The organism is Stenotrophomonas beteli (assembly GCF_001431665.1).
In the GTDB taxonomy this organism is placed as follows: Bacteria; Pseudomonadota; Gammaproteobacteria; order Xanthomonadales; family Xanthomonadaceae; genus Stenotrophomonas; species Stenotrophomonas beteli.
The window spans coordinates 1-12,785 of record NZ_LLXV01000057.1; the positions used below are offsets into that span (position 1 = coordinate 1).

The 12,785-nt window shown below is 60.4% G+C and carries 14 protein-coding genes and 1 pseudogene; 14 read left to right on the top strand and 1 reads right to left on the bottom strand.

Annotated features, from left to right (window positions below):
- The 8 genes and pseudogenes from ARC23_RS15315 to ARC23_RS15350 form a co-directional block, all read left to right on the top strand.
- A partial coding sequence (locus tag ARC23_RS15315; protein ID WP_057497999.1) for an energy transducer TonB occupies nucleotides 1-439 on the top strand: 439 nt, incomplete at its 5' end.
- Between the two features lie 93 nt (nucleotides 440-532).
- On the top strand, nucleotides 533-1,294 hold the full coding sequence (gene exbB, locus ARC23_RS15320) for a TonB-system energizer ExbB (protein WP_057498000.1): 762 nt from the start codon (nucleotides 533-535) through the stop codon (nucleotides 1,292-1,294).
- Nucleotides 1,295-1,356: 62 nt separating this feature from the next.
- Nucleotides 1,357-1,782 carry an ExbD/TolR family protein gene (locus ARC23_RS15325; protein WP_005411739.1) on the top strand — a complete coding sequence of 142 codons (426 nt, stop codon included), beginning with the start codon at nucleotides 1,357-1,359 and terminating at the stop codon, nucleotides 1,780-1,782.
- Between the two features lie 3 nt (nucleotides 1,783-1,785).
- Nucleotides 1,786-2,199 (top strand): ExbD/TolR family protein, encoded by a 414-nt coding sequence (locus tag ARC23_RS15330; RefSeq protein ID WP_005411740.1) that lies wholly within the window; start codon nucleotides 1,786-1,788, stop codon nucleotides 2,197-2,199.
- 166 nt (nucleotides 2,200-2,365) lie between these two features.
- Nucleotides 2,366-3,826, top strand: coding sequence for a cardiolipin synthase (gene cls / locus ARC23_RS15335; protein WP_057498001.1), 1,461 nt, complete (start codon nucleotides 2,366-2,368; stop codon nucleotides 3,824-3,826).
- 40 nt (nucleotides 3,827-3,866) lie between these two features.
- A complete protein-coding gene (locus tag ARC23_RS15340) occupies nucleotides 3,867-4,142 on the top strand; it encodes a hypothetical protein (protein WP_057498002.1) in 276 nt (91 codons plus the stop codon).
- A gap of 9 nt (nucleotides 4,143-4,151) precedes the next feature.
- Nucleotides 4,152-4,895: a pyridoxine 5'-phosphate synthase gene (locus ARC23_RS15345; RefSeq protein WP_057498003.1), complete on the top strand. Its 744-nt coding sequence runs from the start codon at nucleotides 4,152-4,154 to the stop codon at nucleotides 4,893-4,895.
- A 78-nt stretch (nucleotides 4,896-4,973) separates the two neighbouring features.
- A pseudogene (locus ARC23_RS15350) lies at nucleotides 4,974-5,210 on the top strand (radical SAM protein); the annotation flags it as partial.
- A 155-nt stretch (nucleotides 5,211-5,365) separates the two neighbouring features.
- On the opposite strand, the gene ARC23_RS15355 reads toward ARC23_RS15350, so the two are convergent.
- Nucleotides 5,366-5,590 carry a helix-turn-helix domain-containing protein gene (locus ARC23_RS15355; RefSeq protein ID WP_049412847.1) on the bottom strand — a complete coding sequence of 75 codons (225 nt, stop codon included), beginning with the start codon at nucleotides 5,588-5,590 and terminating at the stop codon, nucleotides 5,366-5,368.
- A gap of 80 nt (nucleotides 5,591-5,670) precedes the next feature.
- Between ARC23_RS15355 and ARC23_RS15360 the strand changes: the two genes are divergently transcribed.
- The 6 genes from ARC23_RS15360 (at nucleotide 5,671) to ARC23_RS15385 (ending at nucleotide 12,780) form a co-directional block, all read left to right on the top strand.
- A complete protein-coding gene (locus ARC23_RS15360) occupies nucleotides 5,671-6,006 on the top strand; it encodes a hypothetical protein (protein ID WP_057498004.1) in 336 nt (111 codons plus the stop codon).
- A 149-nt stretch (nucleotides 6,007-6,155) separates the two neighbouring features.
- The gene (locus ARC23_RS15365; RefSeq protein WP_057498005.1) at nucleotides 6,156-7,247 is read left to right on the top strand and encodes a PA0069 family radical SAM protein; all 1,092 of its coding nucleotides are present in this window, start codon (nucleotides 6,156-6,158) and stop codon (nucleotides 7,245-7,247) included.
- 298 nt (nucleotides 7,248-7,545) lie between these two features.
- Nucleotides 7,546-8,334, top strand: a complete 789-nt coding sequence (locus ARC23_RS15370) for a hypothetical protein (RefSeq protein WP_238985253.1) — start codon at nucleotides 7,546-7,548, stop codon at nucleotides 8,332-8,334.
- A gap of 117 nt (nucleotides 8,335-8,451) precedes the next feature.
- Nucleotides 8,452-8,919, top strand: a complete 468-nt coding sequence (locus ARC23_RS15375; RefSeq protein ID WP_057498007.1) for an NIF family HAD-type phosphatase — start codon at nucleotides 8,452-8,454, stop codon at nucleotides 8,917-8,919.
- A 629-nt stretch (nucleotides 8,920-9,548) separates the two neighbouring features.
- Nucleotides 9,549-10,859 (top strand): tyrosine-type recombinase/integrase, encoded by a 1,311-nt coding sequence (locus ARC23_RS15380; RefSeq protein WP_057498008.1) that lies wholly within the window; start codon nucleotides 9,549-9,551, stop codon nucleotides 10,857-10,859.
- A gap of 19 nt (nucleotides 10,860-10,878) precedes the next feature.
- Nucleotides 10,879-12,780, top strand: a complete 1,902-nt coding sequence (locus ARC23_RS15385) for a hypothetical protein (protein ID WP_238985254.1) — start codon at nucleotides 10,879-10,881, stop codon at nucleotides 12,778-12,780.
- The last annotated feature ends 5 nt before the right edge of the window (nucleotides 12,781-12,785 follow it).

Here is a 12,785-nt window from a genome sequence, read left to right on the forward strand (position 1 = left end):
GACCGATACTCCGCCGCCGCCGGTGAAGAATCTGTCGCCGCCGAAGCCGTCGCCGGTCCCGCCGCCGCCGCAGGCGCCGGTCGTGGACGTGCCGGAACCGCGCCCGAACGACATCGTCACCCCGCCGTCGCCTCCGGCGCCGCCGGCCCCGGCGACCTCGATCGAGGCCAGCGTGGACATCTCCTCGAAGGCCATGAATCCGCCGCGCTACCCGCCGGCAGCCTTCCGCGCTGGTATCCAGGGCGAAGTGATCCTGATCATTGATGTCGATGCCAACGGCAACGTCACCAATGTCACGGTGGAAAAGTCCAGCCGTAACCGCGACCTGGACCGTGCTGCCATGGAAGCAGCTCGCAAGTGGCGCTTCAACGCCGCTGAATCTGGCGGTAAGAAGGCGGCAGGTCGCGTTCGCGTCCCGGTCAACTTTGCGCTGAACTGATGCGTCAGGGTGGCCGCCCGGCCACCCGCGCTCCGGTTCGATTGTTTAGCTTAGCTACACCCTTTATCACCACACACAACAAAGGTAAGCGTCATGCTGCAGGAACTTTTCATCGCCGCTGCTGCCGGGGGCAATCCGTCCAACGCCCTGTCGCAGATGGGCTTCGAGCACCTGATCCACGAAATGACCACCAAGCCGGGTGATTTCGCGGTTTCCTGGGTCGTGCTGCTGACCCTGATCGCGATGTCGGCCATGTCCTGGTACTGGACCGTCATCAACATCTTCCGCGCCACCCGCCTGAAGAGCGCCGCTGATCGCGTCGTCAGCCTGTTCTGGGACACCCCGAACGCGCAGGACGCCATCCGTGCGATGGAAGAGCAGCCGGCTTCGGAGCCGTTCTCGAAGATCGCCCTGGACGCTGCGCAGGCTGCTGCCCACCACCAGCGCGCTGAAGGCGGCGCCACCGGTGGCGTGGGCGAGAACCTGAGCCGTTCGGAGTTCGTCGACCGCGCTCTGCGCCAGGCCGTCACCCGCGAAAGCAACAAGCTGCAATCGGGCATGACCCTGCTGGCCACCGTCGGCGCGACCGCTCCGTTCGTCGGTCTGCTGGGTACCGTGTGGGGCATCTACGGCGCGCTGATCAAGATCGGTGCCACCGGCTCCGCTTCGATCGACGCCGTTGCCGGCCCGGTGGGTGAAGCGCTGATCATGACCGCGATCGGTCTGTTCGTCGCGATCCCGGCCGTGTTCGCCTTCAACTTCTTCAGCAAGATCAACAGCGCGACCATCAGCAAGTTCGATACCTTCGCGCACGACCTGCACGACTTCTTCGCCACCGGCTCGCGCGTCCGCTAATTGCGGCGCGCGTTACCCAGCGACGAACGTAAGTAGTCACCAAGATCTAGACGGAGCCCGTTATGGCTTTCAGTAGTGGTAACAGCGGCGGCCCCATGGCCGACATCAACGTTACGCCCCTCGTGGACGTGATGCTGGTGCTGCTGATCATCTTCATCATCACGGCGCCCCTGATGTCCCACAAGGTCAAGGTGGATCTGCCCGAAGCCAACCTGATCCAGAAGCCGGAAGACGCTGAGAAGCGTTCCGGACCGATCACCCTGGCAGTCAAGGAAGACGGCTCGATCTACTGGAACGACGAAGAAATCAACAAGCAGACTCTCGAGTCGCGCTTGGCGACCGCCGCCCAGCAGACCCCGCAGCCGCCGCTGAACCTGCGTGGTGACCGCACCACCAAGATGCGCGTCATCAACGACCTGACCAAGGTCGCGCAGGAACAGGGCATGTTGGACGTCGGCTTCGTCGCGACCAAAGAAAAGGGGCAATAAGCCATGGCATTCAGTAGTGGTGGTGGCAAGGGCCCCATGGCAGACATCAACGTCACGCCCCTCGTGGACGTGATGCTGGTTCTGCTGATCATCTTCATCGTGACCGCGCCGATCATGACGTACCCGATCGCCGTGGACCTGCCGCAGCGCGTGCTCAACCCACCGCCGCAGCTGGTCGAACCGCCGCCGCCGATCGAACTGAAGATCGACGCCAGCAACCAGGTCTCGTGGAACAACAGCCCGATCAATACCAGCGAGCTGCAGCAGCGGATGGAGCAGGAGGTCCAGCGTGACCCGACCAACCAGCCGGAACTGCGCATCGACGCCAGCCCGGATTCCGAGTACGACGTGATGGCCAAGGTTCTGGCCGCCGCGAAGAACGCTCAGATGAAGAAGATCGGTTTTGTGCAGCAGTAATCGCTACACCGCAACACAACAGTCATGACGCGACTGCAGGCGCCCCTGGAAACAGGGGCGTCTTTTTTTGTTCCCGCCGTGGCGCACCGGTTGCGGGGTCAGATCCCGTTTCCTGCGGAGAGGGATCTGACCCCATCAGGTGGCATGCGCCCGCTATGATCGGCGGATGCTCGCCCTCTTCGACTCCCTGCGGCACTGGCTCGACGGCGTCGCCCATCTGGGCACGATCCTGGCGGTGGCCTATCTGCTGTACCTGCTCGCGCTGACCGGCTGGATCATGCTGCAGAAGCGCGAGCCGGTGGCCACGCTGAGCTGGATCCTGTCGCTGGCACTGCTGCCCTATCTGGGCTTGTTCATCTACTACCTGCTGGGTCCGCAGAAGGTGAAGCGGCAACGCCTGCGCCGCGGACGCGCGCGCTCGGGCATGGAGCACTACAGCGACGTCTGCCCGCCGGATGCGGACTGCACCGAGCTGGCCAAGATCGCCCAGGCCACCACCGGGCTGGCACCGAGTAGTGCCACCGAAGTGACCTGGCTGGTGGATGGCGCCGCCACCTACGCGGCCCTGCTTGAGGCGGTTACGCAGGCACGCGACCACGTGCACCTGGAGTACTACATCTTCAACCCGGACCACGCCGGCACCGCGTTGCGCGACGCGCTGGTCGAGCGCGCCCGTGCCGGCGTGCAGGTGCGCCTGCTGCTGGATGCCGTGGGTTCCTCCGCCCTGCCGCGCCGCTTCCTGCAACCCCTGCTGGACGCCGGTGGCGAAGCGGTATGGTTCCATCCGCGCCAGCTGCTGAAACCCTTCAAGCGGCCCTGGCTGAACCTGCGTACCCACCGCAAGCTGGTGATCGTCGATGGCCGACTGGCCTTCACCGGCGGCATCAACATCACCGACGACGAAGACGAGAGCCGCAAGCCGGACGCCTACCGCGACCTGCACATGCGCATCCGCGGCCACGTGGTGCGCAGCCTGCAGCTGGTGTTCGCCGAGGACTGGCTCTACGCCAGCGGCCAGGATCATTCGCGCCTGGACATCGCACGCCTGTGGCCGGCCGAGATGCCGCTGCGCGCCGATGGCCCGATCAACGCGCAGGTGCTGGTCTCCGGCCCGGATTCGGGCTGGGAAACCATCCACCGCCTGCACGTGGCGGCCATCCAGGAAGCACACGAACGGGTCTGGCTGGTCACGCCCTACTTCGTACCGGGCGAGGCGGCGCGGATGGCACTCACCTCCGCCGCGCTGGGGGGCCTGGACGTGCGCCTGCTGGTGCCGAAGATGAGCGACTCCTGGTTCGTCACCCAGGCCGCCCGCTCCTACTTCGACGAGCTGCTGCATGCCGGGGTGAAGATCTACGAGTACGGCCCGCGCATGCTGCACACCAAGGCCTTCATCGCCGATGACGACGTCTGCATCGTTGGCAGCGCCAACTTCGACCACCGCAGCTTCCGCCTGAACTTCGAACTGTCGATGATGATCAGCGACCGTGACCGGGTGGCCGCCCTGGCCGGGCTGCTGCAGGGTGAATTCGACCGCGCCACGCGTGTGCATGACCAGGCCGGGCGCTCGTTGTGGCTGCACCGCCTGCCCGAGGCATTCGCCCGCCTGGCCTCGCCGCTGCTGTGAGGCAGCGCTACACTGCGGCGATCATCCGGGGAGCCCGACTATGTACTGGTTGTACCTGCTGCTGGCGCTGGGCTGCTTTGCCTTTGCGCTCAAAACCCCGAGTGTCGGTCTGATGACCGCGTGCCTGCTGGCCGCCCTCGCCTTCCTGCTGGCCTGGGTGCGTGGCCGCTACGTGGCCCGGTTCGGCGACCTGCAGCGCGACCCGGCCACCCTGATCGATGCCGACGAGCTGCGCCGCCTGCGCGAACAGGCCGAGGCCCGCCGCACCGGCGGCAGCACCGGCCACGATCACGATCCATCCCCTCTTTCCAAGTAGTTCCGTTCCATGACCCAGCTCAGCGTCAACGTCAACAAGATCGCCGTCCTGCGCAATTCGCGCGGCGGTGCCGAACCGGACGTGGTGCGCGCCGCCCAGGCCTGCCTGGATGCCGGCGCGCACGGCATCACCGTGCACCCGCGGCCGGACCGCCGCCACATCACCGCCGAGGACGTGCTGGCCCTGTCCATGCTGACCCGCACGCGGGGCGTGGAATTCAACATCGAAGGCAACCCGTTCGCACCGCCGCGTGAGGGATACCCGGGGCTGCTGCCGTTGTGCGCGCAGACCCGCCCGGCGCAGGCCACCCTGGTGCCCGACGGTGATGGCCAGATCACCTCCGACCATGGCTTCGACTTCGAACGCGACGGCGAGCGCCTGCGCCCGCTGGTGGCCGAGCTGAAGGCGATGGGCTGCCGGGTCAGCCTGTTCGTCGATGCCGGCAATCCGCTGCTGGAGCAGGCGGCAGCCGTGGGTGCCGACCGCATCGAGCTGTACACCGGCCCGTACGCCGAGGCGCATGCGGCCGGCGATGCCACTGCGATGCTGGCGTTGTTCGCCACCGCGGCGCGGCGCGCGCAGGCCGTGGGGCTGGGTGTGAATGCCGGCCATGACCTGTCACAGGACAACCTGCGCGACTTCCTGGCCCAGGTGCCGGATGTGCTGGAAGTGTCGATCGGTCATGCGCTGATCGGCGAGGCGCTGTATGACGGGCTGGACGCCACGGTGCGGGGCTACCTGGCCCTGCTGTGACCGCTCGACTCTACAAGGGGCTGAACCCTTCAGGCGGCCGTCGCAGCCCTTGAGACAGCCCCGGCATACGCTGCCGGTATGGGTATCGCGATCAAGGGCCGAGGTTCCACGTCCCACCTTGCCGGGCGTTTTGAAAGCACCGTCAGCGAGGCGGTGGATGATGGCTGGGCGGTCGACGAGAGCGAGGAGTTCCTCGCCCCGCGCCTGCGCACCGAAGTGCGCGCCGAGACCGCACGCAGCATCATCAGCCGCAACACCTCGCCGGACGTGGGCTTCAGCCAGTCGGTGAATCCGTACCGCGGTTGCGAGCATGGTATCAATACCCCCTGATTGTTGACTAGACAAATGGATATAGATCAATAGTTTAGAGGAGTATCAGTAAACACATCGGCTTGGCAGGAGCGCGCGCAGCAACGGCCAGCTCGCCCTTCTCGGACGAGCTGGCCCTCGCTCTTTAGCTGCGAAGAAAGTTAGAGACCTGCGGCGCGTAGCAAGGCTGACATCGACGTGCCCAGACCATCAGCCACGCGCTCCAAGGTAGCGAGAGTGACGTTCTTTTCGCCACGTTCGATCTTGCTGTAGTAGGCGCGGTGCATTTCGATGTGGTCAGCAAAGACTTCCTGGCTGACACCCAGAGCAATACGATGCGCGCGGATCACATCTGCAAGTTTCGCTTGATTCGTATGCTCGACCATACGAAGCAGCTTGTGGTCCCGGTACTTTAAAGACTACGCCTCTAAAGGTAGTCTACTTAAAAGTACTAATTGCCCATCTCATGAACTTTTACCTCGTATGTCCGGAACTGGAGTTCACGCTCGAGGTTCCCTTCTCGCCCATGGGCAGGGAGCAAGTTGCAAAGCAGGTGCGTCGGATGCAGGAGGAGGAAGGGCAAGGCAGGGGCTTCGAATGTCGCCTGGCGGCAGAGCTGTCAAAGCTCATCCCGCAGCTCACCGATTGGGACATCAAGCCACCCACGGGTGCCCAGATGGCATACGCGACTTCACTCTGCGCGCAGTTGGGTATTCAACTGCCTGCAGCAACCCGTCGATCGCGTGCATTGATGCAAACGTTTTTGGCTGAAGCCAAAGCGCTCCACGGCCAACGTGGATGACAAAGGCTCCACAGGCCGACGTTGTGGATAAGCTTGGGTAAAACCTTTTCGCCAGATTACCGAATGGCCTACAGCTAGCTGAATTCCAGGGTGTTGCGGCGGCTGTGGTTAGCAATAATACTAACAACTGACCTTCCCAAGTTGTTGCCATGGAACAGGATGCTCGCAAGGCCCAAGTTCCCCTCAAAGGTAGAGGGGCCGCATCGCGTGTCGCGAGCCGTTTCGATACCACTGCAACAGTGGGAATCGACGATGGCTGGGAATCGGTCTACCAGGAGATGGAAGACGCGCCGCAGTTGAGAACTCAGGTACAGGAAGAGCGAGCGCGAACGGTGATCAGCCGCAACACATCCCCCGACGTTGGCTTCAGCGCGTCGGTAAATCCGTACCGCGGCTGCGAGCATGGGTGCGTTTACTGCTTTGCCCGCCCCTCCCATTCCTACTTGAGCCTTTCACCGGGCTTGGACTTCGAGACGCGCCTATTTGCAAAGACGAATGCCCCGGAGCGGCTCAGAGCGGAAATTAGCAAGTCGAACTACAAGTGCGCCCCGATTGCTCTGGGAATAAACACAGACGGCTATCAGCCGATTGAAAGGAACTACCAAATTACACGCCAATGCCTTGAGGTGCTTGCTGATGCCAAGCATCCGGCGAGCTTCGTCACCAAGAGCGCCCTGATCACCAAGGACATCGAACTGCTGGCGTCGATGGCCAAGGACAGGTTGGTTACGGTCTACTTCTCGGTCACTACGCTCGACAGGAAGCTATCGGCAAAGCTGGAACCGCGAGCTGCCGCTCCCCACGCCAGGCTGCGAGCAATGAATCAGCTGCACGATGCAGGGGTCCCGGTTGGGGTTCTGATCGCGCCTGTCATACCCATGATCACGGACCATGACCTAGAAGCTATCCTTCAGGCCGCTCACGAACACGGTGCCCGGGCCGCTGGCTACGTGCTTCTCCGGTTACCTAACGAGATCAAAGAGATCTGGAGAGAATGGCTCGAGCTGCACTACCCTGATCGGGCCGCGCACGTGCTTAGCTTGATGCGACAGATGCATGGGGGGAAGGAGTACGACGCCAGCTTCGGCACCAGAATGTCCGGAACTGGACCGGTGGCGGACTTGATCCGTAAGCGATTTGAAAAAAAGTATCGTGAGCTCGGTTTCACAAGGCTGCCTGCACTAGCCACTCATCTGTTTCAACCTCCCCAGGAGAAGTCGCCACAAGGTCAACTTTTCTAACCAGACGGAAAGCGTGGTAGCAGCAGTTACGAGCGAAGGATCCAGTCGGAGCGGTGCTTACAGGGACAAGGAGTAACAGGCTCCCGAGTGCTGATACCATCTCCCCGAAACTGAACTAGCCCCTCCTGCGTAGTAAGCTCAGACGGCTCTCTAAACGTATTTGGTTATCCCGCTTCCTCATGACAAGGACTAGCGTATGCCCAAGCAAGTGAGAGGTTTATCAGTCTACCGAAGTACGATTGAGCGATTGCCACAATTTCGTCTCCTTAGCAGCCCACTCACAGAGGACCAGGCGGCGATGCTGGGATTTGACGGCGTTCCGCTAGCGGGTGCTTCCATTGTGCCAAGCGCCGAAGGACCCGCGACGTTCTTCAATGCCCGGGGCAAAGAGATCGTCAGAAAGGACCTTCCGATGATCACCAAGTCTCGATCGATCAACACGTCGTGGAAGGACTGGCACGGGCAAACCCACCACGGCACTCAGACGAGATCTTACGAAACCTATCCCCGGGAACACATTGCACCACCTGGTGAATTCCTCACCGCCGTGGAGACAGAAGGTGGTATCGCAATGGCTACGAGGATCATTGATCGGACGGAGCCAGAAGAGAGCATTGCAAATCTCGTCAACCTCTACCTGGAATGCTTCCCACACTTTGAAATCGTTGACCCGAGCCTTGCGGTGCCAGTCAGGGTCGAGAAGGTCAACTGGCGCATTCTTCCTCCTGGGAAGTTCCCGTTCGATCGAGCGATGCAGGTGCTGGATAACTATCTGGAGCAGCTTACCGAAAGCGATCGCGCAGCCGCTAGACAGCGCATCCGGATCATCACTCGTCACGAGCCAGACTTTATGGCAGTAGGACTAGGCGGTTTCAGTGAGTACATCGTCTTCGGGTTCACGCGAAAGAGTCGGTATGTGTTCGAGAGCCCGGAGACAGGCAACGCCACCTACATCTTCAGGAACGAATGGGAGGAGGTGTCTCAGCTCACCAAGCGCCAGATCCTCCAAGAGCAGCTACAGGAGGCCCGGATTATCCACACCTCTCGTTGGGCTATAGAAGTCTCAGAAGCAATCCAGCGGAAGTGAGTGGTCGCGGAATGCTCCAGGATGCGTAAACCGAACCAGCATAATTCGCTCTACGCAGTAGGCAGTCACCTAACGACACGATTACTCTGGGTCGAAAGATCCCAACAGGAACTCCTTATGAAGCCAACCATCCTGGCGTTGGACCTCGAAGGTACGCTCATCTCGAACGCAGTCAGTCAGATCCCTCGCCCAGGCCTATATAGGTTCCTTGAGGATGTCCGATCTCAGTTCGAGGAACTTGTGCTGTTCACCACGGTTCCCGAAGCACTCGCCCGAAGCATTGCGGGACTGCTGGCTACGGAAGGCAGTGTACCGGTATGGTTTTCCGGACTTCGCTACATCCATTGGTCTGGAAAGACAAAGGATCTCTCCTATGTCTCCCCCCACTTGGGCGACGCCCTTCTGCTGGATGACCACGGCCCATACGTGCATGACGGCCAAGAGAGCCTATGGGTCGAGATACCGTTGTTTGGCTCTCCGTACTCGGCGGACGACGACGGGTTGCAGATCGCAACTGCACGCCTGACTGATCGCATTATGCAACTGGAGAGTGCATCCAACCCGGCCCGCAGGACCGAAGGCTAGCTTCAATGACAGCGTCGTCTCGATGGCGCTTCGCAAGAGCACACATGTACGGATGGTTCTCTTCCAAAAATGGAACAGATACGGACCACCATGCGAACAAGCCTCAAGTAGGTCTTCCATAGGGTTCGTCTTGGAGACGCCGGAGACGGCAATCGAGAGGCCGCTCTCAGTGGAGGTGCTGCAGGCCTTCTACGGCACCCCTATCTGCGCCGTCAGAAACTAATGTGGAAGCGCCGCACGCACACGTCGTTCCAGCCGATACGATTCGCCGAAGGATGCGCAGTAGCAGGCGCGTCGTCTCCGATCTGCTCATGCCAACTCACTGCCAGCGCGCTTCGGTAGCCATAGACCGCGTGCTATCGACTGCAGGGTCAAGCGGAGCCCCAAGTTGGTAGCGAAAGCGAAAATCTCGAGTACGCGATGACCGAATCCGCTGGGCTTTTGCGCACTTCGCCCCCGCTAGAGTTTGGGCTGTCCTTCACATCAAGCGTACCAGAAGGCTCACGATCAGGCGTAAACCACTGAATCAAAGACACTAAAAAACAGATCTGATTCTCATTCCATTTGTTAATGTACCGTAAGGCTCACGCGCCAGAAAATTTGTCGCGTACCTGATAGGTTTCGGCGCCATGGCCTACGACGTCGAAATCTGCACCGCGCATGCGATCACTTCACCAGCGACGGTGACAACGGGTGAGCAAGGCGTGCCCTTGCCCGAGGGCTTCTGCTTTCTAATCAGCAGGTCGGACGGATCGCTTGTTCAGCCTGCTTTTGAGTTCTTTGCAGATTCTCATCTGACCATTGACCGGAATCCGAAGCTTGCATGCAGCAAGAATACGACGGCAGCAGTAGCGGCTGACCTCACCGACTTTCACCACTTTCTGGACGCAAGGAAAAAGCGCGTCTCGGACGTAGACGAGCAGCTTCTCAAAGCCTACGCGGACACATTGACGGACCTGGACTCCGCGGTGACCCTCGAGAAGTTTGCCGCCGCGACCATCCACCGAAGATGGTCGACCGTGACTAAGCTAGTCGCCTTCTGTGTGAAACGGGGCTATCTAAGGAAGCCGCCAGCGCTGCTGAGCAAGCAGACAAAGCGAGGAACTGTTCAAGTTCTCGATGTTGACGTGAATCTGCCCGGGCTGAACGACGCTGACGAGCTCATTACTGCGCTGCATCCCGAGACGGTCGTAGGCGTTCTCGACGAACTAGGCCCTAACACCGTGGTCGAAAGAAACGGTCTCGTTGAACTGGCGCTCGCGACCACGGCGCAGCGATTGATGGCTGAGCTGTGCTACCACGCCGGGTTGAGGCGGTCTGAAGTGTGCGATCTGCATGCGATCACCGTCCTTAAGACGCGCACCGAAGGGCGCGATCCGCTTTCCGCAGTTGCCATCCCAGTGGTCGGAAAGGGCAACAAGAAGCGCAATGTTCCCGTACCAGTTTGGCTACTAGAGGCGCTGAAATGCTATGCCAAGGGTACTCGGCAGGCCCTCATTGACCTCCGACTGCGGTACCGCAAGCTGGAGGATCACGGCGCACTATTCGTTCTCGACGTAAACGACCGCAGGCATGCGGGTAGTCCGATAACTCCCCAGACGTTCGATCGCCATTTCGCTCTCGCCAAAGACAGGTTGCTTAAGCGCCTTTCCAAAGAGCCCGACCTGGCGCGCTATGAATCAACGCAGCGAGAGCGGATAACCATCCACGCGCTTCGGCACACATTCGCCCTGTACACGTACATGGAGAAGCGCGCAAACGGCGACATGGATGCGATCAAGTATGTTCAGTCAGTACTAGGACACAGCCTCAGGGAGACGACCGAGTCCATCTACCTGAGAAGCGCGAATGCCTTCGAGAGCGAAACCAGAGAGTCCATCAGGCTGCACATTGAAGGTCAATCGTTTATGCAACTAGGCGTAGCGGGCGAATCGGCTTGAGTGCAGAGTTCCTCCGTTAATGGACGAGCATGACCTCACATGCAAACGACCAACCCACGCAGAAAGAATCGAATACGGAGGAGAGCAAAACGTGGCAGGAAGAAGGACCGCTCAACTCCGGCACGCCTTGGGAGATGAGGACAAGGTCAGCGCAACGAAGAAATGGGATGTACGCGAGACCGCTGATCGCCTGGAAGCGGCGTTCAGACGCGCCGGAGACCAACGCGACAACATCGTCAACCTTAGCCGGTGGAAGAGCATAGGTGCAGCGGCACCGATCTTCGCCGAAGCGTTCTGCAGAGCCCACAAAAATAGCAGAGAGACAAGTAGATCCTCTTCAGCTAACAACATGGTGAGTGGCCTGGGGCAGTACCTAGCCGCAACAAGAGTGGAGATAAACGGTCCAGATGACGTTCCGATGGACCTGGGCGAATCGTTTCTAACCTATCTGAAAGGAAAGGATGCCACGCACCCGATCACGCTCGCGGTGCAGACACAGCGTCACTACTACGGGACCTTCAAGAAGGTCGTCCTTGCGCTGCACGAGATGGATCCACGCTGGCAGGTGATCCGTATTCCCACAAAGCCGTTCGCAGGCCTGCCACGTAAGAGCAATCCTAAAGAGCTTGACCGTGCGGCTTGGGCCAACGTCATGAAGGCCGCTGTTGAAGAATGCATCTCGACAATGGATGAAGTATGGCCGCTTCTGGACAGGGTACACAGTGCTATTGCTAAGAAGAGTAAGGGCGACGCTGTATCGCTAAGCGACCCGGCGGAGGCGATTGCGCAGATCCTGGCAAACTTTGACGGTCACTTTCCTCGCCAAGCGGAGGTTCGCCAGCTCCCTGGGGTAGGAAAGATCAGTGAAAGTGAGTACTTCAGTCTGAGGAGACTTGCGCACCCCATCGGTGGTGATCTGATCCCATTCTTCCTGGTACTGGCCATGCACTCGGGGTTCAACGAGCAGCCACTTAGAACACTCACTCTGGATGGCATATCGGAGCACTACCCGCTTGGACGGAAACGAACGGTGATCAAGTCATCCAAGCACAGGGCTGGGGAGAGCGATCAGGGGGCACCACAGCGAGCGGCCTTCCCCGCCAGCGATCACCCGCTAGCCCCGGAAAGATTGATACGTTTCGTCATAGCTTGGACCAGACGAATCAGAGACTACGCTGATGGCGAGCTTGCCAATGACTTCTTCCTGCACGCAGTATCCGAAGGTGGGCGCCACAAGCGCCGAGGAATGCTCATCGATTCCTACTCATGCAGAACCGACGATGTAAACACGCGCGTGACCGGTTACATCACGCTGTTCTGCAAACGAAGGGGGCTCAAGTACTCCGGCTCACGCGCAAATAGGCTTGCGTTCTCTGAAGTGGTTGATGGACTGACCGACGGCGACGCCTTCGAGCTCCGAGCAATGCTGGGCCATCGGCTGCTGTCAACTGGTCAAGACAGCTATCAGACAACCACGATGCAGCGTCGGCAAAAGGAACAGATGGCAGGAGCCATGGCGGCCCAGGAGCGCTGGGTGACTTCAAATGGAAATATTGATACGCGCTCAACCCGGAGTGACCGTGAGCACACGGCAGCCACGCAGGGCTTCTGCTGCGCAGATCCATTCCAAAGTCCGCAACCGGGTCAGCGCCCGGGCAAACTCTGCACCAGCTATGGAGCTTGCCCTGCGTGCCCGCTCGCAGTAGCTGACTCAAACGAAGCCTACGCGCTCGCCCGCTTCCTCCAACTGCAGGAGCTATACGAAGAAGCTAGGGCAGAGCTTGGCAGCGAGATATGGCGGCGAAAGTTCGAGAACGCTTACCTAGCGATCCGCGACTCATGGATTCCCGCTGTTAGCACAAATGCGAATCGACAAGCAGCGGCGATGATCATGCTGACGTCGCTCCCCACACTTGAATAGTTCGG

Coding starts and splice junctions, on each gene's coding strand:
- exbB (WP_057498000.1), top strand. CDS start 533: ATGCTGCAGGAACTTTTCATCGCCGCTGCTGCCGGGGGCAATCCGTCC.
- ARC23_RS15325 (WP_005411739.1), top strand. CDS start 1,357: ATGGCTTTCAGTAGTGGTAACAGCGGCGGCCCCATGGCCGACATCAAC.
- ARC23_RS15330 (WP_005411740.1), top strand. CDS start 1,786: ATGGCATTCAGTAGTGGTGGTGGCAAGGGCCCCATGGCAGACATCAAC.
- cls (WP_057498001.1), top strand. CDS start 2,366: ATGCTCGCCCTCTTCGACTCCCTGCGGCACTGGCTCGACGGCGTCGCC.
- ARC23_RS15340 (WP_057498002.1), top strand. CDS start 3,867: ATGTACTGGTTGTACCTGCTGCTGGCGCTGGGCTGCTTTGCCTTTGCG.
- ARC23_RS15345 (WP_057498003.1), top strand. CDS start 4,152: ATGACCCAGCTCAGCGTCAACGTCAACAAGATCGCCGTCCTGCGCAAT.
- ARC23_RS15355 (WP_049412847.1), bottom strand. CDS start 5,590: ATGGTCGAGCATACGAATCAAGCGAAACTTGCAGATGTGATCCGCGCG.
- ARC23_RS15360 (WP_057498004.1), top strand. CDS start 5,671: ATGAACTTTTACCTCGTATGTCCGGAACTGGAGTTCACGCTCGAGGTT.
- ARC23_RS15365 (WP_057498005.1), top strand. CDS start 6,156: ATGGAACAGGATGCTCGCAAGGCCCAAGTTCCCCTCAAAGGTAGAGGG.
- ARC23_RS15370 (WP_238985253.1), top strand. CDS start 7,546: ATGCTGGGATTTGACGGCGTTCCGCTAGCGGGTGCTTCCATTGTGCCA.
- ARC23_RS15375 (WP_057498007.1), top strand. CDS start 8,452: ATGAAGCCAACCATCCTGGCGTTGGACCTCGAAGGTACGCTCATCTCG.
- ARC23_RS15380 (WP_057498008.1), top strand. CDS start 9,549: ATGGCCTACGACGTCGAAATCTGCACCGCGCATGCGATCACTTCACCA.
- ARC23_RS15385 (WP_238985254.1), top strand. CDS start 10,879: ATGGACGAGCATGACCTCACATGCAAACGACCAACCCACGCAGAAAGA.